Source organism: Streptomyces sp. NPDC088707 (genome assembly GCF_044752725.1).
Taxonomy (GTDB): Bacteria; Actinomycetota; Actinomycetes; order Streptomycetales; family Streptomycetaceae; genus Streptomyces.
Genome location: NZ_JBIVLV010000009.1, coordinates 305189 through 326238, shown reverse-complemented (window position 1 = coordinate 326238; position 21050 = coordinate 305189). Strand labels below are relative to the sequence as shown.

The window sequence follows — 21050 nt, the reverse complement described above, 5'->3', positions numbered from 1 at the left end:
CGAGCAGTCGTACGGGGCGAGGAGAGGTGACCGACGATGACGGGACACGCGGACCGGGCGGACGGCGCGGCCGGCGGGACCGGTGACGCGGGCGGGACGAGCGGCCCGGACGGCACCCGGAGCGCGAGCGACACGGGCGGCGCGGGCTGGACCGGTGTCGCCGGCGCGCTCGACCGGTGGAAGGCGCTCGGCTCCCGCTACGCCCTTCTCCCGCTCCGGATCTTCCTCGGCGTGACCTTCGTCTACGCCGCGTTCGACAAGCTCACCGACTCCGCCTTCTTCGCCGACTCCGGCACGGGCTCCATCGGCGAGATGATGACCGGCGTCCGTGACAGCTCGGCCATCCCCGCCCTGGTCGACCTCGCGCTCAAGAACCCCGCCGGCTTCGGCTACGCCATCGCCTTCGGGGAGCTCGCCGTCGGGATCGGGACCCTGGTGGGCCTCTACGCCCGCGTGGCGGCGCTCGGCGGCGCCCTGATCTCCCTGAGCCTCTGGCTGACCGTGAGCTGGCAGGTCGACCCGTACTACCTCGGCAACGACCTCGCCTATCTGATGGCCTGGCTGCCGCTGGTGCTGGCCGGGGCGTCGGTGCTGTCGCTCGACCGGCTCCTCGCCGAGCGGCGCCGTACGCGGTAGACGATCCAGGTCACCAGGCCGGCCGTGCCCAGGCCGCCGAAGAGGACCGGGAACACGACGTACCACGGGGTCGTCCAGGCCCCGGTGGCGTCGCCCGCGTAGAGCCCGGCCAGGGCGAGGGCGGTGAGGCCGGCGATCATCCTGTCGGGGCGGAACTCATGAAGCAGCACGGGTGACCTCCACCTGTCCGATGCTGACCTTGAGAAAGAGGTCGAGGGTGCCCGCCGGGGTGGTCCCGGCCGGCGGGTTCAACGTCCGGGTCACGTCGCGGTCCGGCGCGACGTCGATGTCGTTCGCCGGCTCGCCCGGCAGCTGCAGATCGCCGAGTCCCACCTGCGCGTGGAGCTTCACGACCGCGTTCTTCGGGACGATCACCTTGAGCTGCCCCGCGCCCACCTCGATCGACGACGACACGGTCGTGCCCGCCGGGACCGCCAGCGCCGACAGGTCGAGCGTGCCGACCCCGGTCCCCAGCTCGTAGCGCGGCTGCACGGCGGCGACCGACGCCGGCTTCCACGTCTCGCGGATCCACTCCGTGGTGATCTGGCCGGGCACCGCCGTGGTCAGGGCGAGCAGGCCCGCCGTGACCACGGTGAGGAACATCGTGCCGAACCCGGTCCTGCCCAGGAAGCTGCTGACGACCAGACCGAGGCCGAACACCGCCAGGGCGGCGACCAGACCGGTCTGCAGGCTCGTGCCGAGCGGCTCGCTCTCCCAGGTCAGCGAGGTGCCGACGACCGCCGCGACCATGGCGAGCAGATAGACGAGACCGCCGATGGAATACGGGCTCCGCCGGATCGAGGGCTTCGGCCGGCCGGGCGCGGTGGGCCCGGCGTTCCACTGGCTGCCCGGCTTCGGCACCTCGCCGTCCACCAGACCGTCCTGGTCGACGATGCCGTGCGGTCCCCACAGGTAGCCGATGGCGATCTTGCCCGTCGAGCCGTCCTTGACGATCGGGTCCCGCCACCACGAGGGGAACTCGACGAGCGGCGGGGCCTTGGTCTCGGGCGGGGCCTCGGCGACCGGCCGGGAGGCCGTCGCCGCGTCCGCCCGCCCCTCCGCCTCCGCCGCGCCGGCCTGCCGGTGCCGCGACCAGACCGCCGCCGACGACAGCGCGAACGCCACCAGCAGGGCCGAGCCCAGCATCGACCCGCTGTGCAGCATCGACAGGAAGACCCCGCAGCCCACCAGCGCCATCAGTATGGCGGCCAGCGTGCCCCCGGAGACGCGGCCGGTCAGCAGCCTCCGGCCCTCGTTCTCCTCCTCGCCGTCGAGCGGGATCAGCAGCCACGCGAAGCCGTAGAAGATCAGACCGAGACCGCCCGGCACCGCGAGCACACCGACCACCACCCGGAAGATCACCGGGTCCAGGTCGAAGTACCGGCCGAGGCCACCGCAGACACCGCCCACGACCTTGCTGCCGCGCGAGCGCCGCAGAGGAGGGGCGGACACGGCCTCCGCCGGCGGCGGGGCCTCGTGCTGCGAAGGCATCGAACTCGTCATGCGTCCATGGTGACGGCCCGTGACGCCCAGCGGCACCGGGGCCGACCCTGGCCCGACCCTGATATTCGCCGCCGCGCCGTCCCCGAGGCGGTACCAGGGACGATCTCAGGGCCGACCCTGATGTCCGGGGCGGGCCGAACGTGTGACGATCGGTGCATGTCCGCAGCCGCTCGTGTCACCGACACCGACGAACCGCCCGTGCGCAGGCTCTACCGGAGCGCCGACGGGCGATGGCTCGGCGGTGTCGCGCGCGGCCTCGCCGGCCACCTCGGGCTGCCGGTGGTCTGGGTCCGCATGGCGTTCGTGGTCATGTGCTTCCTCGACGGCCTCGGACTCCTGATCTACGCGGCCTTCTGGATCGTCGTCCCGCTCGGCGTCGGCGGCCGGACCGCCCCGCGCCCCGTCTTCGAGACCACCCCCGACGGGCGCCGAAGACTCCGCAAGCCCGACCGGGGACAGGTCTTCGCCCTCATCGTGCTGGCGATCGGCGCCGCGCTTCTCATCGGGAACATCAGCGTCGACGGCGAGTCCGGCCGGTACGTCTGGCCCCTGCTGCTCGTCGGCGTCGGCGTCGCCCTGGTCTGGCGCCAGGCGGACAACGCCCGCCGGGCCAGCTGGACCGACCCCGGCCGCCGCACGCGCGCCCTCCAGCTCGCGCGCGGTCTCGTCGGCGTCGCCCTGGTCGGCGCCGGCCTCGCCGTCTTCGTGGTGGTCCGCGGCTCGGTCGCCCAGCTCGGCACGGCCCTCACCGCCGCCGTCGCCGTGCTCACCGGCATAGCCCTGCTCTCCGGCCCCTGGCTGGTCCGGATGTCGCAGGACCTCACCGAGGAGCGGACCATGCGCATCCGCGCCCAGGAGCGCGCCGAGGTCGCGGCCCACGTCCACGACTCCGTGCTGCACACCCTCACCCTGATCCAGCGCAACGCCGAGGACGCGGGCGAGGTCCGCCGGCTCGCCCGTGCCCAGGAGCGCGAGCTGCGGAACTGGCTCTACAAGCCCGAGGGCACCGGCCGGGACGAGGAGCCCGAGACCCTCGCCGAGGCGGTGAAGAAGGCGGCGGCCGAGGTCGAGGACAAGCACGGGGTCCCGATCGAGGTGGTCGTCGTCGGCGACTGCCTGCTCGACGAAGGCCTGGTCGCGCAGATGCAGGCCGCGCGCGAGGCGATGGTCAACGCCGCGAAGTACGGTGGCGAGGGCGGGGCCGTGCAGGTGTACGCGGAGGTCGAGGGCCGCACGGTGTTCGTCTCGGTCCGGGACCGGGGGCCGGGATTCGACCTGGACGCGGTCCCCGAGGACAGGATGGGCGTACGAGAATCGATCATCGGCCGGATGCAGCGCAACGGCGGCACGGCGCGGCTGCGGTCCGTGCCGGGCGGGGGCACCGAAGTGGAGCTTGAGATGGAGAGGGCGGACGGATGAGCGACGAGACCGGAGAAGCGACCGGAACCGAGGCGGGGGCGGGCACGGAGCGCCGGGTGCGGGTGGTGCTCGTCGACGACCACCGGATGTTCCGCACGGGCGTGCAGGCCGAGATCGGCCGCACCGACGTCACCGGCGTCGAGGTGGTCGGTGAGGCGGCCGACGTCGACCAGGCGGTCACCGTCATCACGGCGACCCGCCCCGAGGTCGTCCTCCTCGACGTGCACCTTCCGGGCGGCGGCGGCGTCGAGGTGCTGCGGCGCTGCGCGAGCCTGATGAGCGCGGCGGAGGACCCGGTGCGCTTCCTCGCCCTGTCCGTCTCGGACGCGGCCGAGGACGTCATCGGGGTGATCCGGGGCGGTGCCCGGGGCTATGTCACCAAGACGATCACCGGGACCGACCTGGTCGACTCGATCTTCCGGGTCCAGGAGGGCGACGCCGTCTTCTCGCCCCGGCTCGCCGGGTTCGTCCTGGACGCGTTCGCGTCGACGGACGCGCCGCCGGTGGACGAGGACATGGACCGGCTGACCCAGCGGGAGCGGGAGGTGCTGCGGCTGATCGCCCGCGGATACGCGTACAAGGAGATCGCCAAGCAGCTCTACATCTCGGTGAAGACGGTCGAGTCGCACGTCTCGGCGGTGCTGCGCAAGCTCCAGCTGTCCAACCGCCACGAGCTGACCCGCTGGGCCACCGCACGCCGCCTGGTCTGATCAGCCCGTCCGATCAGCCCGTCCGATCAGCCCACCCGGGTCGCTCCCGCGAAGGGCATCTCGTCGATGGGGGCGACCCTGACGGGTGCCCCGGGACGGGGCGCGTGGATCATCTGGCCGCCGCCGATGTAGAGCCCGACGTGGCTGATCCCGGAGTAGAAGAAGATCAGGTCGCCGGGGGCGAGCTGGGACCGGGAGACGCGCCGGCCCGCGTTGATCTGGGTGTACGTGGTGCGCGGCAGCGAGACGCCGGCCGCGCGCCAGGCCGCCTGGGTGAGGCCCGAGCAGTCGTACGCCGAGGGGCCCGTCGCCCCCCACACGTACGGCTTGCCGAGCTGGGCGCGGGCGAAGGAGACGGCCTCGGCGGCCCGGCCGTTCGGCGCGGTCACCGGGGCGCGGTCGCCGCCCGAGGAGCGGTCGGCGCGCGCGGTGGCGGGGGCGCCGCTCGCCGTGCCCGTACCTCCGGTGGCGCTGTTCCCCGCGGAGCTGCCGGAGCTGCCGGAGCTGCCGGAGCTGCCGGAGCTGCCGGAGCCGTCGCGGCCCGCCTCGGCGGCCTCGTACCGGGCGCGTTCCTCCGCGGTCAGCCGGGCGAGCAGGGTCCGTGCCGCCTGGAGCTTGCCGAGGACGGCCGCCTTCTGCCGCCGCAGCTCCGTCTCGTGCTCGCGCAGCGCGTCCAGGTGCCCCGTCGACTCGGCGCGCAGCTGCCGGACGGCGGCGAGTTCGCGGCGTACGGCGCTGACGGCGGCCGCCTGCCGGTCCCCGGCGCGCTCGGCGAGCGCGGCCCGCTCCAGGTACTGGTCGGGGTTCGAGGTGAGGGCGAGCTGGACGGCGGGGTCGAGGCCACCGGACCGGTACTGGGCGGCGGCCATGGCCCCGAGCCCGTCCCGCGCGGTGTTGAGCCGCTGGGTCCTGCGGGCGGCCTCGTCGCGCAGCCGCTCGAACGCGGCGCGTGCCTCGCCGGCCTTCTCCTTCGCCCCGTTGTACCGCTCGGTCGCGACCTCGGCCTCCTCGTACAGCCGGTCGACCTTCTCCTTGACCTGGGCGGTGGTGGGACGGGGTTCGGCGTGCCCGGACCCCTCGAAGAGCGTCGCGGTCGCCGCGGAGGCGAGGGCGAGGGTGGCGGCGGTGCGGCCCGCCTGACCACCGAGGGGGGACTGCCTGGGTTTTCGGTGTGCTGCCACGAGGGCGGGTCACATCCTCTGCCTGGGGGAAACGGGCCCGCCGGGCCGACGGCGGGCCGCACAGGGGAGACGGACCGCCGCCGGGTTTTCTCGGCGGGGGTGACCGACAACCGCCGGATCGCCGGCGGTGGTGGGGAGCCGGCCACCTGGTGAAGGACGCTAAACCTGGGGTCACGCCCGGGCGGCGGGATGACCGCTATTGGCGACACTTGGCGGTCGGCGACCGATGTCTTTCGACCGGAGTGCCGGGCCGAGGGGCATTCCGGCGGCCGTCCGACCGAAGCGACGGACCGGATGGACCCGGCCGGAAGGCGGTGCTAAGGCCCCGGTTAGGCTCCGGCGCATGGACGTACTCATCAATGTCTTCGTCGCCCTGCACATCATCGGTATCGCCGCCCTGCTGGGCGGATTCCTCACCCAGATGAAGGCGATGGGGGCCGGTACGGCCCGCTTCAGCCCCGCGATGTTGCACGGCGCCCTGACCATGCTCGTCACCGGCGTCGCGCTGGTCGGCCTCAACCAGGCGGACGGCCAGAGCGTCGACAACCTCAAGATCGGCATCAAGCTCGGGATCCTCGTCGTGATCCTCGCCCTCGTCTACGTCAAGCGTGACGAGGAGCGGGTGGAGAAGGGCCTCTTCGCCGCCGTCGGCGGTCTGACCACGGCGAACATCTTCATCGCGACCCTCTGGACGTGACCCGGGGGACCCGACCCGGGGGCGTGACCGGAGCCCTCCGGGGAGCCGCCGACCGCGCGGGTGTGACCGGTACCGCAGGCCGGAGAGGAAGGCGGGTCCCGAAGGCGGGCCCGGATGTCGGTGGGGCGTCCTAGACTCGTGAGGCGATGAGCAGCCTCTTTGACGACAGCTTCCTGGCCGGCCTCCAGAACCACTCCTCGGAGGAGCCCCCGCCCCACCCCGAGGACCACGAGCACGGCTCCCCGGCCGGCGAGGACGTCCCGCACGCCCTCTTCGGGGAGCACTTCGACGTGCCCCCGCCCGCCCGGGACACCCACTACCGCGACGGCGCCCCCCGCCCCGTCGTGGACACCGCCGCGCTCCTGGACGGGCTGAACGAGCAGCAGCGCGCGGCCGTCGTCCACACGGACACCCCGCTGCTCATCGTCGCCGGAGCCGGCTCCGGCAAGACCCGGGTGCTCACCCACCGCATCGCCCACCTGCTGGGCACGCGGCACGTGCACCCCGGCCAGATACTGGCGATCACCTTCACGAACAAGGCCGCCGGCGAGATGAAGGAGCGCGTCGAGCAGCTCGTCGGACCGCGCGCCAACGCCATGTGGGTGATGACCTTCCACAGCGCCTGCGTCCGCATCCTGCGCCGCGAGTCGAAGAGGCTCGGCTTCACGTCCTCCTTCTCGATCTACGACGCCGCCGACTCCAAGCGCCTGATGTCCCTGGTCTGCCGCGACCTGGACCTCGACCCGAAGAAGTTCCCGCCGAAGTCCTTCAGCGCCAAGATCTCGAACCTCAAGAACGAGCTGATCGACGAGGAGACCTTCGCCGACCAGGCCGTCGACGGCTTCGAGAAGACCCTCGCCGAGGCCTACCGGATGTACCAGGCGCGGCTGCGCGAGGCCAACGCCCTGGACTTCGACGACATCATCATGACGACGGTCCATCTGCTCCAGGCGTTCCCGGACGTCGCCGAGCACTACCGCCGCCGCTTCCGGCACGTCCTCGTCGACGAGTACCAGGACACCAACCACGCCCAGTACACCCTCGTGCGGGAACTCGTCGGCACCGGCTACGAGGACCTCGGCCCCGCCGAGCTGTGCGTCGTGGGTGACGCCGACCAGTCGATCTACGCCTTCCGCGGCGCCACCATCCGCAACATCCTCCAGTTCGAGGAGGACTACCCGGACGCGACGACGATCCTCCTGGAGCAGAACTACCGCTCCACCCAGACGATCCTCTCCGCCGCGAACGCCGTCATCGAGCGCAACGAGTCCCGTCGCCCCAAGAACCTCTGGACGAACGCCGGCGCGGGCTCGCAGATCACGGGCTACGTCGCCGACACCGAGCACGACGAGGCGCAGTTCGTCGCCGACGAGATCGACCGGCTCACCGACGCGGGCGAGGCCAAGGCCGGGGATGTCGCCGTCTTCTACCGGACCAACGCCCAGTCCCGTGTCTTCGAAGAGATCTTCATCCGCGTCGGGCTGCCCTACAAGGTCGTCGGCGGCGTGCGCTTCTACGAGCGCAAGGAGGTCCGGGACGTCCTCGCCTACCTGCGCGTCCTCGCCAACCCCGAGGACAACGTCCCGCTGCGCCGCATCCTCAACGTCCCCAAGCGGGGCATCGGCGAGCGCGCCGAGGCGATGATCGACGCCCTCTCGCTGCGCGAGAAGATCACCTTCCCGCAGGCCCTCAAGCGGGTCGACGAGGCGTACGGCATGGCGGCCCGCTCGGCGAACGCCGTCAAGCGGTTCAACGCGCTGATGGACGAGCTGCGGACCGTCGTCGAGTCCGGCGCCGGCCCCGCCGTCGTCCTGGAGGCCGTCCTGGAGCGCACGGGCTACCTCGCCGAGCTCCAGGCCTCGACCGACCCGCAGGACGAGACCCGCATCGAGAACCTCCAGGAACTCGCCGCCGTGGCCCTGGAGTTCGAGCAGGAGCGCGGCGAGGAGCCCGCGACCCTCGCGGAGTTCCTGGAGAAGGTCGCGCTCGTCGCCGACTCCGACCAGATCCCGGACGAGGACGAGGAGGGCCGGGGCGTCATCACCCTCATGACGCTGCACACCGCCAAGGGCCTCGAATTCCCCGTGGTGTTCCTGACGGGCATGGAGGACGGCGTCTTCCCGCACATGCGCGCCCTCGGCCAGGCGAAGGAACTGGAGGAGGAGCGGCGCCTCGCGTACGTCGGCATCACGCGCGCGCGTGAGCGGCTCTACCTGACGCGCTCGTCGATGCGCAGCGCCTGGGGCCAGCCCTCGTACAACCCGGCCTCGCGCTTCCTGGAGGAGATCCCGCCCGCGTACCTGGACTGGAAGCGGACCGGTCCGATGGCGAAGCCCGCCGGGCCGACCTCGGGCATCACCTCCTCGCTCTCGTCCTCCCGCTCGCGCTCCGGCCCCTCGGGCTTCGCGACCCGGCGTGCGGGGGAGAAGCCGGTGATCTCCCTCCAGATCGGCGACCGGGTGACGCACGACCAGTTCGGCCTCGGCACGGTCATGACGGTGACCGGCGCGGGTGCGGACGCCCAGGCGACGATCGACTTCGGCGACGAGAAGCCGAAGCGGCTGCTGCTGCGGTACGCGCCGGTCGAGAAGCTGTAGCCGCGGAGACGGCGGACGCGAGCGGGCCCCGGCCGAAGAAGCCGGGGCCCGCTCGCGTCCGCGGAGTGCGCGGTCAGATGGTCGGGTCGAGACCGTGGCTGCGCAGCCAGGCCAGCGGGTCGATCGCGTAGCCGCCGCCCGGCCGGACCTCGAAGTGCAGGTGCGGGCCGGTGGAGTTGCCGGTGTCGCCGGAGTACGCGATGACGTCGCCGGCCTTCACCTGGCCGTAGCGGATCTTGGCGCTGCTGAGGTGGCAGTACCAGGTCTCGGTGCCGTCGGGCGCGGTCACGATCACCATGTTGCCGTAGGCGCTGTTGATCTGGGTGCGGACGGTGCCGTCCGTCGCGGCCATCACGGGCGTGCCGGTCTGCACGGGGAAGTCGATGCCGGTGTGCACGGACATCCAGTTGACGCCGGACTGGCCGAAGCGCGCGCTGAGCCGGTGGAGTTCCACCGGAAGCATGTACTTGGGACGCAGCGCCTCCTTGCGGGCCGCCTCCTCCTCGCGCTTCTTCTTGTCGGCCGCCTGGCGTGCCTTGAGGTCGATGCGCTCCTGGGTCCGGCTGGCGCGGTCGCCGAAGTCGCGGGCGTCGGCGCTGAGCGCGGCGAGCTGCGTGTCGAGCGCGTTGTTGGCGGCGACCTGCTTCACGGACGCCGGGTCGGCGGCGGCGAGCGTGGTCGTGTCGTCCTTCTTCGCGCCGTCGGTGCCGGCTCCGGTGAGCCCGCCGACGGAGGCGGCGGCGATGCCGGCGACTCCCATGACGCAGGCGGAGGGGACGGCGACGGTCAGCAGCGCGGAGCGCTTGGCGGGGGTACGGCGCCGGCCTCGGCTGCCGGTGGAGGAGCGGCGCACGGGGCGGCCGGCGAGGGGGGAGTCCGTGCGGACCTCGACGGCGGGCTGGTCGGCGGGGTCGGCGGGGTCGGCGTCGTGCTCGTCGCGGGCCCCGTGACGGTCGTCGTACTCGTCCTCGTGGTCGTCGTGACCGGCCCGGTCGTGGGCGGGCTCGATGTCGTCGAGGTCCGCGTGGGCCTCGGCGGTGCCCGCCTCGGTCTCGGGGACGTACTCGAACGCGAACTCCGCGGTGTGCTCGGGACCCGGCGTGTACTGCTGGGGGACGACCGGCTCGGCCTCCTGGGCCGCCTGGTTCCACGCGGTCGCGTCGTACGCGCCGGTGTCGGTCGCGAAGGCGGGGGCGGCCCACTGGCCGGTCGCGTCGTAGGCCTCGCCCCCGTACGTGCCCTGGGCGGCGTAGGCGCCGGCGTGGAGGGTCTCGTACTGGCCGGTGTGCTGGGCCTCGGTCCAGGCGGAGGCGTCCCACTGGCCGGTGGCGTCGTACGCGGGGGTGCTGCCGTGCTGCGCGGCGGGCGTGTCGTACTGCGCGGCCGTCGTGTCGTACTGCCCGGTCGTCGTCTCGTACGGACCGGTCGAGGTCCCGTACGTGCCGGTGGTGTCGTAGGCGCCGGTGGTGTTCCACTGCCCGGTGGTGTCCCACTGACCGGTCGTGTCGTACGTGCCGGTGGCCTCGTACTGCCCGGTGGTGGTGGCGTACTGCCCCGTCATGTCGTACTGGCCGGTCGCGGCGTACTGCGTGGCGTCGTACTGCCCGGTCGTCGTTCCGTACTGCTCCGCCGTCCCGTACGTGCCGGTGACGTCGTATCCGCCGAGGTTCCACTGTCCGCTCTGGTCCGACCCGCCGTCACCGTAGGCGCCGAAGAGAGGGTCGGTGGCGAAACTGCCAGTGGAGTGGGCGCCGTCTCCGACGTACCCGGCGTGGGGGTGCTGGTCGTTCACCAACGTCTCTCTCGCCTCGGCAGCAGGACCAGTCCGGGGCGGGCCCGACGAGGGGTGTCCCGGGGGTAAGCAGTGGCGCGACTGTACCCGGCGGTATGCGCAGCCGACAATCTTCGGCGGTGTTCGGGGCCGTAGGAAACGGGCAATGGTCGTGTTTCGCCAGCTCACGGAGAGAGCTTTGGCCTTGTGTTCGAGAGGCGTTCGAAGAACGGTTTCGGAGTGTCACGCCACGGACGTGGCGCCCGGCTCCTCCTCACGCGCTCCCGGGGCCTCCGGCCCGCCCGCGTCGAGCGCGTCCCGGACCCCGGCGGCCACGGTGGGGTGCACCGGCAGCGCGAGATGGCCGATACCGCTGACCCGCACGTTGTGCACGAGCAGGTCCGGGTGGTCGAGCCGCGCCGTCTCAGCCGGGACCATGATCTGGTCCAGGTCGCTCCAGAAGCTCACGAACCGGGTCCGGCAGCCGGGCGCCGGCCCGGCGAGCTCGCGCAGCACCTCCGAACCCGGCCGCATCTGCCGCACCAGCGGATGCGCGTCGGCGAGCGGGGCCACGCTCGTGCCGGAGTGCGGGGTGCCCAGCGTGACCAGGGTGCGCACCCGGCTGTCACCGCCGAGTCGCTGCACGTAGTAGCGGGCGATGAGCCCGCCCAGACTGTGCCCGACGATGTCGACCTCGGCGTGTCCCGTACGGGTGCGGATCTCGTCCACCCGGCGGCCGAGCAGCTCGGCGGCGGCCCTCAGGTCGCAGGTGAGCGGTGAGTAGTTGAGCGACTCCACGCAGTGGCGTCCGTTCCGGGTGAGGGAGCGGCGCAGGACGACGAAGACCGAGCGGTTGTCGACGAGGCCGTGCAGGAGGACGACCGGGCGCCGGCCCGGGGCGACCGACGGGGGAGGGGCGGGCGCGAGGCGCTCGGCCACGATCCCGGAGGGGTAGAGGACGAGATGGCCGGTGAGGATCGCGAGCTCGAGGGCGGCGGCTTTCATCAGGGCGGTGACCTTGGTGAGCTCCATGGACGACCTCCCGAACGGCATGCGGGGCCGGACGGTACGCCGGTACGCCGCGCCCCCGTGCCGCACGGACGGCGGCACGGAGGCGCGGCGACCTCGTCGCGGCTCCCTTCGCGACCGTGCCCCGCTTGCGGCTGGTGGGCCCAGGAGGAGGGCCCGAAAGCGGGGTACGACGCAGAGCGAACATGTCCCACGTGTGATTTCCCCCTCGCCCGCCTTCGCGAAACAGCCGGGTGCGGGATGCTGGGGACAACGTTCGTTCACCTCCCCGGCAAAGGCGCGCGGGGGTCGCATGTGGAGGCAGTGATGGGTGTGACCGGTCCGATCCGCGTGGTGGTTGCCAAGCCCGGTCTCGACGGCCACGATCGCGGGGCCAAGGTGATCGCGCGGGCACTCCGCGACGCCGGTATGGAGGTCATCTACACCGGCCTCCACCAGACACCGGAGCAGATCGTCGACACCGCGATCCAGGAGGACGCCGACGCGATCGGACTCTCGATCCTCTCGGGCGCGCACAACACCCTGTTCGTGAAGGTCCTGGAGCTCCTCAAGGACCGGGACGCCGAGGACATCAAGGTCTTCGGCGGCGGCATCATCCCCGACGGGGACATCGCGCCGCTGAAGGAGAAGGGCGTGGCGGAGATCTTCACGCCGGGCGCGACGACCGCGTCCATCGTCGACTGGGTGAACGCGAACGTCCGCGCGGCCGTGTAGTCCGTGTCAGCCGTGTCATCCGTGTCCCTTGTGCACTCCGCGTCACCATTCCCGTCCCTCGTGCACCCCGCATCGCCACCCCCTCCCTCGTGCACTTCGCGTCACCCTCGGCACCCGTCTACTCCGCGGGGTGCGTGTCATCCGTTCGGGTGATATGTGCAGCAGTTTCGCTGGGCGGGGCCGGTCTGCCGGGGCGGTTCAAGTGCGGTCTGCCAGGGCGCGCTCCGTGAGCTCGGCTCTCATCGCCTCGCGCAGCCGCAGCGTGGAGACCAGGCGCTGGAACGCCTCCGACCAATAGCCGCCCGCGCCGGGGGAGACGTCCTCCGCCTCCTCGGGCCGTGCCGTCAGGGACTCCAGCTGCCGGGCCGCCTCCGGGGCGAGACAGCGCTCCGCGAGCCCCATCACCCCGCTGAAGCTCCACGGGTAACTGCCCGCCTCCCGCGCGATGTCGAGAGCGTCGATCACCGCCTCGCCGAGCGGCTCCGCCCACGGCACCTCGCAGACACCGAGCAGCTGGAACGCCTCCGACAGACCGTGGGCCGCGATGAACGCCCCGACCCAGCGGGCCCGTTCCTCCGGCGGCAGCGTCGACAGGAGCTGGGCCCGCTCGGCCAGCGACGACGTGCCCGGGCCCGTCGCGGGCGGGGTCGCCGGGGAGCCGAGCAGCGCCCGCGACCAGGCCGCGTCCCGCTGCCGTACGGCCGCCCGGCACCAGGCCGCGTGCAGCTCGGCCTGCCAGTCGTCGGCGACCGGCAGCGCCACGATCTCCTCGGGGCCGCGCCCCCCGAACCTCGGTGGCCAGCAGGACAGCGGCGCGGCCTCGACGAGCTGGCCCAGCCACCAGGACCGCTCGCCCCGGCCGGCGGGCGGTGTCGCCGCGATGCCGTCCCGCTGCATGGCCGAGTCGCACTCGTGCGGGGCCTCCACGGTGATCGTGGGCGACTGCGCCGTCCGGTCGAGACCGACGCAGGTGACCGCGCGGCCCGCCATCCGGCCGGCGAGCGCCGAGGCCGGCAGGGCGGAGAGCAGTTCGGCGGCGGTCGCGCGGACATTGCGACTGCGGTCGCCGAGGGCCTCCTCGAGGAACTCCTCGTCCGCGCCGGACAGTCCGGTCCGCAGCGAGTCGAGGAACATCAGCCGGTCCTCCGCCCGTTCGGCCGACCAGGTGGACGCGAGGAGGGCGAGCCCGGCCGCCGGGTCGTCCGTCCGTACGGCGCCGAGCAGGGCGACCCGCTCGGCGAACAGCCCCTCGTCCCACAGGGCGCGGACCCCCTCCTGGTCCCCGGGGGCCGGGAGGGAGCTGCCCGCGCCCGCACCGCGCAGGGCGAACCGCCACTCGGGGTTGAGCCGGGCCAGCCACAGGCCGCGCGGCCCGGCCAGCCGAAGGGCCTGGGGCCGCAGATCGGTGCGGGCCCTGGCCGCGTCGAGGAGGGCGGGCAGGGCGGCGGACGGTGCCTTGAACCCCCGCTCGTTGGCGAGGGCGAGCCACTGCGGGAGCAGTTCGGCCAGGTCGGGCGAGGCCCCGCGCCGCCCTGCGGGCGAGGGCGCGGCCCGGCCGGCGAGCAGCTGGTCGAGCCGCCGCCGGGCGGCCCCGGGCAGTGGCCGGCGGGGGTCCTCGGGCGAGGGCTCCGGTGGTGGCGCGGCGGGCCCGGGCCGCAGTCCCGCCCTGCGCCGTACGGTGTGCAGCGCGGCGGCGCCGAGCAGGGCTCCCGGCAGCTCCCCGCCCGGCAGGCCGGCGAGCCGGGCGGGCACCCGGCGGTCCGTACCGAGCAGTGCCGAGGTGACGAGCTCCTCCCAGCCGCCGTCCTCCGTGAGGAGAGCGCCGGGCGGCGGGATCGTCGTGTCCTTCTCCATCGGGGTCCTCCGGTCGGGCGGTGTTCGGTGGGCGGCGGTCATATGAGAGGGACCGTTTCTCCCGGGGCATCCGGGGACCAGGCGGCGAGCGGGGCGAACCCCCGGTGCCCGCACTCCCCGAAGACCGTCACCGGGGCCCCGCCGGACAGGGCGACCAGGCGCCAGAGCCCGGGGCGGGACTGGGCGGCGGAGGTCAGCGGCAGCGCCTCGCGGCCGTCCGCGTCGGCGAGCTGCCAGCCGTACTCCGCGCGCGCGGGGACGACCCCGTCGAGCGTCACGGGCCAGGAGTCCAGCCACGGGTCCTCGCGCAGCGCGCGGCCGTACGCGTCGAGGGCCGCGCCCACCGGTCCGCCGGGCGGCGGGACGGCGGGTCCCTCGACCGGGACGAACTGCTCGCCCGGCTCCGCACGGAGTTGCCCGGCGCCCGCGTGCGGGGTCACCTCGCCGTCGACCACCGCGCCCACCGGGAGCGCCAGCCGGGGAGCCCTCCCCGCCGCGCCGAAGGACAGCAGGAGCGCCGTGCGTCCGCTCGCCGCGCCGTGCAGCCAGATGCGCCGGGTGGTCAGCCGGGCGTCGGCCGCGTCGTACTGCGCGAGCACGAGCCAGTGGTCGCGCACCGGGACGCCGCCGACCGGGGAGGGGAGGCCGACCCGGGTCCGTACGGTCGTCGCGAACGGTGCGGGCAGCCGGTCGGCGGTGAGCCAGGCGCGGTCCAGGAGGTGGGTCAGCGCGCACTCCTCCAGGAGCCGCACCGGCCAGCCGGGTCCCGAGCCCGGTATCGCCCCCAACTCTCTGACCCGGCCCGCGAGTCCAGGCGCCTGCGCGTCCACCATCCGGGCCGCCGTCTCCTCCCACAGTCCGTACCCCCGCTGCTCGGCCGCCGCCAGGCCGCCGCGCAGCAGGTCGGCGAGCCGCTGCTCCAACTCCTCGGCGCCCGAGGTGATCCGGGCGGCTCTGCGCTCGGCCCTGCGGCGCGCCGCCTCGGGGTCCGCCGGGCTCCCGGTGTCGCCGCCCTCGGTCCGGGGGGCCGCGCTGCCGGCCCGCGCGCGGCGCGCCGCGAGCCACCGTCCGGCCCAGTCGGGCGGGGTGGTCTCCTCGCGCTCCGTCCCGTCCGAGGCCTGGAGCAGCAGCAGGCCGAGTGCGTGCTTGCAGGGGAACTTGCGGCTGGGGCACTCGCAGAAGTACGCGGGCCCCGCCGTGTCGACCACCGTCCGGTAGGGCACGCGGCCGCTGCCCTTGCACAGGCCCCAGACCGCGCCGTCGCCGCTGCCCCTGCCCGACCACGGTCCGGCCGTGCCGAGCTTGCTTCCCGCTCTGCGCGAGGCGTCGTCAGGAGCCAGTGCCAGCACCTGCTCAGCCGTCCAGCGCACCCCCATGGCATTCATGTCCTCGACGGTAGAGGCCGCCACTGACAACGCCAGGGGCCCGGGAGTCCGGACTCGGAGGAGGGCGGGAGGAGAGAGCGCTTTACTCTTCCTTTACCATTCTTCTCGCGGGATCAACCGACTCGCACGAACCGCCCAGGGGGAACCCGTATGAAGCGCACCGCCCGAACCGCCGTCTCGGCCCTCGCCGTTGCCGGCCTCGCCCTCGGCCTCGGCGCCTGCTCCGAGGCCGCCGAGAAGGCCGTCGACCAGGTCGACAAGTCGGTGACCGAGACCTACGAGGTCACGTACGAGGTCACCGGCACGGGCATCGAGTCCATCGACTACCACGCGGGAGACGGCACCGCGATGGCGCCGAAGGTCGAGTCGGAGAAGAAGCCGGCCACCCCGTGGAAGAAGACCGTGAAGCTGAAGGGGATCATGCCGCCGGCCGTCATGCCGGTCTCGCTCACCCCCGCCGACCTCACCTGCAAGGTCGTCTACCAGGGCAAGGTCATCAAGGAGGCCAAGGCCGAGCAGGCCATGGCCGGCGGCTGCGTCGCTGTCTCCCCGGTCGTGGGCTGACCCTCCCTCACCTCCCCAACAACCCCTGACCAGCGGTGACATCCGATTGTCAGTGGCATGGTGCACGGTGGATCCCACAGCAGATCGAACGATCTGGAGGGGGATCCATGCCCGTGCCCGAAACCATCGCGCAGCCCCGTTCCGGTGTCGAGACGGACACCGGACCGGGGCGGCCGCAGACCGTGACCGAGGTCCTGCGGCCGCACGCCGAGCACGCCTTCGCCGACGAACTCGCCGCGCTCGCCGCCGCCGACGACCGGCCCCGACCCGCCCGCTGGCGCCTCTCTCCGTGGGCCGTCGCCACCTATCTCCTCGGCGGCACCCTCCCCGACGGCACGGTGATCACACCCAAGTACGTGGGCCCGCGCCGCATCGTCGAGGTCGCCGTCACCACCCTCGCCACCGACCGGGCGCTGCTCCTGCTCGGCGTGCCCGGCACCGCCAAGACCTGGGTCTCCGAGCACCTCGCCGCCGCCGTCAGCGGCGACTCGACGCTCCTCGTCCAGGGCACCGCCGGCACCCCCGAGGAGGCCATCCGGTACGGCTGGGACTACGCCCGGCTGCTCGCCCACGGCCCCAGCAGGGACGCCCTCGTGCCGAGCCCCGTGATGCGGGCGATGGCGCAGGGCATGACCGCGCGCGTGGAGGAACTCACCCGTATCCCCGCCGACGTGCAGGACACGCTCATCACGATCCTGTCCGAGAAGACCCTCCCCCTCCCCGAACTGGGGCAGGAGGTGCAGGCCGTCCCCGGCTTCAACCTGATCGCCACGGCCAACGACCGGGACCGGGGCGTCAACGAACTCTCCAGCGCACTGCGCCGCCGGTTCAACACGGTGGTGCTGCCGCTGCCGGCGACCCCCGAGGCCGAGGTCGACATCGTCTCCCGCCGGGTCGAGCAGCTCGGGCGCTCCCTCGCCCTGCCGTCCGTCCCGGCCGGCGTCGACGAGATCCGCCGGGTCGTCACCGTCTTCCGCGAACTGCGGGACGGCGTCACCACCGACGGCCGGACGCGGGTCAAGTCCCCCTCGGGGACCCTCTCCACGGCCGAGGCGATCTCCGTCGTCACCGGCGGCCTCGCGCTCGCCGCCCACTTCGGCGACGGGGTGCTGCGCCCGGCGGACATCGCGGCGGGCATCCTCGGCGCGGTCGTCCGCGACCCGGCGGCCGACCGGGTCGTCTGGCAGGAGTACCTGGAGACGGTGGTCAGGGAGAGAGACGGCTGGAAGGACTTCTACCGCGCCTGCCGCGAGGTGAGCGGATGACGTCGCCGTCCACGGCCCGGGCCGTCTCCACCTCTCCTTCCCCCTTCACCTCTCCTTCCGCATCCGCTTCCGCGTCCGGCCGTGGCTTTTCGGGCGGGCCGCTCGTGCTCGGGGTGCGGCACCACGGGCCCGGGTCCGCGCGGGGAGTGCGGGCCGCGCTGGAGGCGGCGCAGCCCGCCGCCGTGCTCGTCGAGGGCCCCGCCGAGGCCGACGCGCTCGTGGAGCTCGCCAGAGATCCCGACATGCGGCCGCCGGTCGCACTGCTCGCCCACGCCGTGGACGACCCCGGCCGGGCCTCGTTCTGGCCGATGGCCGCGTTCTCGCCCGAGTGGGTCGCCGTCCGCTGGGCGCTCGACCGGGGAGCCGCCGTCCGGTTCATCGACCTGCCCGCCGCGCACAGCCTGGCCGCCACCGACCCCACCTGGGACGACGGGGAGGAAGAGGTCTCCGGCAGCGGCCCGCGGATCGACCCGGTCGCCGAGCTCGCCCGGGTCGCCGGGTACGAGGACGCCGAGCGCTGGTGGGAGGACGTGGTCGAACTGCGCGGCGGCGACGACCCCACCGCCCCCTTCGAGGCCCTCGCCGAGGCCATGGGCGCGCTCCGCGAGGCGTACGGTCACGGTGGGCATCCCCGCGACCTCGTCCGCGAGGCCCACATGCGGATCCGGCTGCGCGCCGCCCGCAAGGAGTTCGGCGACGCCGTCGCCGTCGTCTGCGGCGCCTGGCACGTCCCCGCCCTCACCCGGAAGACCACCGTCGCCGCCGACCGGGCCCTGCTCAAGGGACTGCCCAAGGTGAGGACCGAGATGACCTGGGTCCCCTGGACCCACCGCAGGCTCGCCCGCCGCTCGGGGTACGGCGCCGGGATCGAGGCGCCCGGCTGGTACGCGCATCTCTTCGCCGCCCCCGACCGGCCCGTCGAGCGGTGGATGACCAAGGTCGCCGGGCTCCTCAGGGCCGAGGACCACCTCGTCTCGTCCGCCCATGTCATCGAGGCCGTCCGGCTCGCCGAGACCCTCGCCGCGCTGCGCGGCCGCCCGCTCCCCGGCCTCGAAGAGACGACCGACGCCGTCCGCGCCGTGCTCTGCGAGGGCTCCGACGTGCCGCTCGACCTCGTCCGGGACCGGCTCGTCGTCGGCGACGTCCTCGGCGAGGTCCCGGCCGGCGCCCCCGCCGTCCCCCTCCAGCGCGACCTGGCCCGCCGTCAGCGCACCCTGCGCCTCAAGCCGGAGGCCACCGACCGCGACCTCGATCTCGACCTCCGCAAGGACCTGGACGGGGAGCGCAGCCGGCTGCTGCACCGGCTGCGGCTCCTCGGCGTCGGCTGGGGCGAACGGGCCACCGGCCGCTCCGGCACCGGCACCTTCCGGGAGAGCTGGCGGCTGAGCTGGGAGCCCGAGCTGCACGTCCAGGTCGCCGAGGCCGGCGTCTGGGGCACCACCGTCGAGGCCGCCGCCACCGCCCGCGCCAGGTCCCGGGCCCTGGGAGCGAAGGCCCTCGCCGACATCACCGCCCTCGCCGAGCAGTGCCTGCTCGCCGGGCTCACCGACGCGCTCCCCGTCGTCATGCGAGCGCTCGCCGACCGGGCGGCGCTCGACACAGACGTCGCCCATCTCGCCCAGGCCCTCCCCGCCCTCGCCCGCTCCCTGCGCTACGGCGACGTCCGGGGCACCGGGACGGCGGACCTCGCCGAGGTCGCCGCCGGCCTCGCCGAACGGATCTGCGTCGGCCTGCCGCCCGCCTGCACGGGACTCGACACCGACGCGGCCGACGCCATGCGCGAGCGGATCGACGAGGTGCACCAGGCCGTCGGACTGCTCCCCGGAGCGGACGGGCCGGCCGACCGCTGGGCCGGTGCCCTGCGCCGGCTTGCCGACCACGACCGGATCCCGGGCGTCCTCAGGGGCCGCGCCGCCCGGCTCCTCCTGGACGAGGGCCGGATCACCGAGGGCGAGGCCGCCCTTCTGATGAGCCGCGCCCTCTCTCCCGGCACCCCGCCGCCCGACGCCGCCGCCTGGATCGACGGCTTCGTCGGCGGGGCCTCGGGCGGCGGACTCCTCCTGGTCCACGACGAGCGCCTCCTCGGACTGGTCGACGACTGGCTGACGGGCGTCCCGGCGGAGGCGTTCACCGACGTCCTGCCGCTGCTGCGGCGCACCTTCTCCGGATACGAGCCGGGCGTCCGCCGCACCCTCGGCGAACTGGTCGCCCGCGGCCGACACGCCGGCGGCCCCGGGCACACCACCCCGGGCGTGCCCGGTTTCGCGCCCACCCCCGACCGTGACCGGGCGGACGCCGTTCTGCCCCTCCTCCACCTCGTCCTCGGCACGGAGGCCCTCGTATGAGCACCGGCACACCCACCGACGCCTCCACCGGCCCGCCCACCGACGCCACCACCCGACCGACCGCCGACGCCTCCACCGGCACACCCACCGACGCCACCACCCGACCGACCACCGCCGGGGACACGGGGGCGGCGGACGACGAGCGGCTGCGTCGCTGGCGGCTCGTCCTCGGCGGCGGGGAGGCCGACGGCACCGGCCGCGCGCTCACCGGCACCGACGCCGCCATGGACGGAGCTCTCTCCGCCCTCTACGGCCGCGTGAACCAGAGCGGCGACCGCACCGGACGGGACCGCTCGGCCGGGCTCGGGGCCTCCGCGCCCTCCGTAGCCCGCTGGCTCGGCGACATCCGGACGTACTTCCCCAGCTCCGTCGTCCAGGTCATGCAGCGCGACGCGATCGACCGCCTCGGCCTCGCCACCCTGCTCCTGGAGCCGGAGATGCTGGAGGCCGTCGAGGCGGACGTCCACCTCGTCGGCACCCTGCTCTCCCTTCACAAGGCCATGCCAGAGACGACCCGGGAGACCGCGCGGGCCGTCGTGCGCAAGGTCGTCGAGGACCTGGAGAAGCGCCTCGCCACCCGCACCCGCGCGACCCTCACCGGCGCCCTCGACCGCTCCGCCCGGATCAGCCGCCCCCGCCACCGGGACATCGACTGGGACCGGACGATCCGCGCCAACCTCAAGCACTATCTGCCCGAGCACCGCACGGTCGTCCCCGAGCGGCTGATCGGCCACGGGCGTGCCTCGCAGGCGATACGGAAGGAGGTCGTCCTCTGCATCGACCAGTCCGGCTCCATGGCCGCCTCCGTCGTCCACGCGTCCGTCTTCGGGGCCGTACTCGCCTCCATGCGGTCGATCGCCACCCGGCTCGTCGTCTTCGACACCGCGGTGGTGGACCTGACCGACCGGATCGACGACCCCGTCGACGTCCTCTTCGGCATCCAGCTCGGCGGCGGGACCGACATCAACCGCGCCCTCGCCCACTGCCAGTCGAAGATCACTCGCCCCGCCGACACCGTCGTCGTCCTCATCAGCGATCTGTACGAGGGCGGCATCCGCGACGAGATGCTCAAGCGGGTCGCGGCGATGAAGGCCTCCGGCGTCCAGTTCGTCGCCCTGCTCGCCCTCTCCGACGAGGGAGCCCCGGCGTACGACCGCGACCACGCGGCGGCGCTCGCGGCGCTCGGCGCCCCGGCCTTCGCCTGCACTCCCGACCTGTTCCCGGAGATCATGGCCGCCGCCCTGGAGAAGCGCCCGCTGCCGATACCTGCGGCCTGACCGGCACCCTGCGGCCTGACCGGCACCCCGCGTCCCGACCGGCACCGCGGAACCTGCCGGGCCGCACCCCTCCGGCCGGCGCCGCGGGTACGGAATCCGTCGT

At 73.8% G+C, this 21050-nt stretch carries 17 protein-coding genes; 10 read left to right on the top strand and 7 right to left on the bottom strand.

Features of this window, described 5'->3' with window-relative positions; all coding sequences use genetic code 11:
- Positions 1-36 precede the first annotated feature (36 nt).
- The gene (locus tag ACIP84_RS26975) at positions 37-636 is read left to right on the top strand and encodes a DoxX family protein (RefSeq protein WP_401801000.1); all 600 of its coding nucleotides are present in this window, start codon (positions 37-39) and stop codon (positions 634-636) included.
- On the opposite strand, the gene ACIP84_RS26970 is transcribed toward ACIP84_RS26975, so the two are convergent.
- Positions 546-806: a hypothetical protein gene (locus tag ACIP84_RS26970; protein ID WP_401800997.1), complete on the bottom strand. Its 261-nt coding sequence runs from the start codon at positions 804-806 to the stop codon at positions 546-548. The genes ACIP84_RS26975 and ACIP84_RS26970 overlap by 91 nt on opposite strands.
- Positions 793-2139: a PspC domain-containing protein gene (locus ACIP84_RS26965; RefSeq protein ID WP_401800995.1), complete on the bottom strand. Its 1347-nt coding sequence runs from the start codon at positions 2137-2139 to the stop codon at positions 793-795. Before ACIP84_RS26965 ends, ACIP84_RS26970 begins: the two co-directional genes overlap by 14 nt.
- Positions 2140-2295: 156 nt before the next feature.
- Between ACIP84_RS26965 and ACIP84_RS26960 the strand changes: the two genes are divergently transcribed.
- A complete protein-coding gene (locus ACIP84_RS26960; RefSeq protein ID WP_401800992.1) occupies positions 2296-3558 on the top strand; it encodes a PspC domain-containing protein in 1263 nt (420 codons plus the stop codon).
- Positions 3555-4268: a response regulator transcription factor gene (locus ACIP84_RS26955; RefSeq protein WP_209496414.1), complete on the top strand. Its 714-nt coding sequence runs from the start codon at positions 3555-3557 to the stop codon at positions 4266-4268. Before ACIP84_RS26960 ends, ACIP84_RS26955 begins: the two co-directional genes overlap by 4 nt.
- Before the next feature lie 26 nt (positions 4269-4294).
- On the opposite strand, the gene ACIP84_RS26950 is transcribed toward ACIP84_RS26955, so the two are convergent.
- On the bottom strand, positions 4295-5449 hold the full coding sequence (locus tag ACIP84_RS26950; RefSeq protein ID WP_401800989.1) for an NlpC/P60 family protein: 1155 nt from the start codon (positions 5447-5449) through the stop codon (positions 4295-4297).
- A 343-nt stretch (positions 5450-5792) separates the two neighbouring features.
- On the opposite strand from ACIP84_RS26950, the gene ACIP84_RS26945 reads away from it, so the two are divergent.
- Both ACIP84_RS26945 and pcrA read left to right on the top strand, forming a co-directional pair.
- Positions 5793-6146, top strand: coding sequence for a hypothetical protein (locus tag ACIP84_RS26945; RefSeq protein ID WP_355968226.1), 354 nt, complete (start codon positions 5793-5795; stop codon positions 6144-6146).
- A gap of 146 nt (positions 6147-6292) precedes the next feature.
- Complete coding sequence (gene pcrA, locus ACIP84_RS26940) at positions 6293-8743, top strand: DNA helicase PcrA (protein WP_355968223.1); 2451 nt, start codon at positions 6293-6295, stop codon at positions 8741-8743.
- Positions 8744-8816: 73 nt separating this feature from the next.
- On the opposite strand, the gene ACIP84_RS26935 is transcribed toward pcrA, so the two are convergent.
- Both ACIP84_RS26935 and ACIP84_RS26930 read right to left on the bottom strand, forming a co-directional pair.
- Positions 8817-10538 (bottom strand): M23 family metallopeptidase, encoded by a 1722-nt coding sequence (locus ACIP84_RS26935; RefSeq protein ID WP_401800984.1) that lies wholly within the window; start codon positions 10536-10538, stop codon positions 8817-8819.
- A gap of 219 nt (positions 10539-10757) precedes the next feature.
- A complete protein-coding gene (locus ACIP84_RS26930) occupies positions 10758-11546 on the bottom strand; it encodes an alpha/beta fold hydrolase (protein WP_355968218.1) in 789 nt (262 codons plus the stop codon).
- A gap of 303 nt (positions 11547-11849) precedes the next feature.
- On the opposite strand from ACIP84_RS26930, the gene ACIP84_RS26925 reads away from it, so the two are divergent.
- Positions 11850-12257 (top strand): cobalamin B12-binding domain-containing protein, encoded by a 408-nt coding sequence (locus ACIP84_RS26925; protein ID WP_401800981.1) that lies wholly within the window; start codon positions 11850-11852, stop codon positions 12255-12257.
- Between the two features lie 198 nt (positions 12258-12455).
- Here the strand turns inward: ACIP84_RS26925 and ACIP84_RS26920 are convergent, their stop codons facing one another.
- Both ACIP84_RS26920 and ACIP84_RS26915 read right to left on the bottom strand, forming a co-directional pair.
- Positions 12456-14111, bottom strand: a complete 1656-nt coding sequence (locus ACIP84_RS26920; protein ID WP_401800979.1) for a DUF5691 domain-containing protein — start codon at positions 14109-14111, stop codon at positions 12456-12458.
- 38 nt (positions 14112-14149) lie between these two features.
- A complete protein-coding gene (locus ACIP84_RS26915) occupies positions 14150-15496 on the bottom strand; it encodes an SWIM zinc finger family protein (RefSeq protein WP_401800977.1) in 1347 nt (448 codons plus the stop codon).
- 150 nt (positions 15497-15646) lie between these two features.
- Between ACIP84_RS26915 and ACIP84_RS26910 the strand changes: the two genes are divergently transcribed.
- The 4 genes from ACIP84_RS26910 to ACIP84_RS26895 all read left to right on the top strand — a co-directional run bounded on the left by ACIP84_RS26910 (position 15647) and on the right by ACIP84_RS26895 (position 20947).
- Complete coding sequence (locus ACIP84_RS26910; RefSeq protein ID WP_266968490.1) at positions 15647-16060, top strand: hypothetical protein; 414 nt, start codon at positions 15647-15649, stop codon at positions 16058-16060.
- Between the two features lie 107 nt (positions 16061-16167).
- Positions 16168-17325 carry an AAA family ATPase gene (locus ACIP84_RS26905; protein WP_401800973.1) on the top strand — a complete coding sequence of 386 codons (1158 nt, stop codon included), beginning with the start codon at positions 16168-16170 and terminating at the stop codon, positions 17323-17325.
- The gene (locus ACIP84_RS26900; RefSeq protein WP_401800971.1) at positions 17322-19670 is read left to right on the top strand and encodes a DUF5682 family protein; all 2349 of its coding nucleotides are present in this window, start codon (positions 17322-17324) and stop codon (positions 19668-19670) included. Before ACIP84_RS26905 ends, ACIP84_RS26900 begins: the two co-directional genes overlap by 4 nt.
- Positions 19667-20947, top strand: a complete 1281-nt coding sequence (locus tag ACIP84_RS26895) for a VWA domain-containing protein (RefSeq protein WP_401800969.1) — start codon at positions 19667-19669, stop codon at positions 20945-20947. The genes ACIP84_RS26900 and ACIP84_RS26895 overlap by 4 nt, the downstream gene beginning before the upstream one ends.
- The last annotated feature ends 103 nt before the right edge of the window (positions 20948-21050 follow it).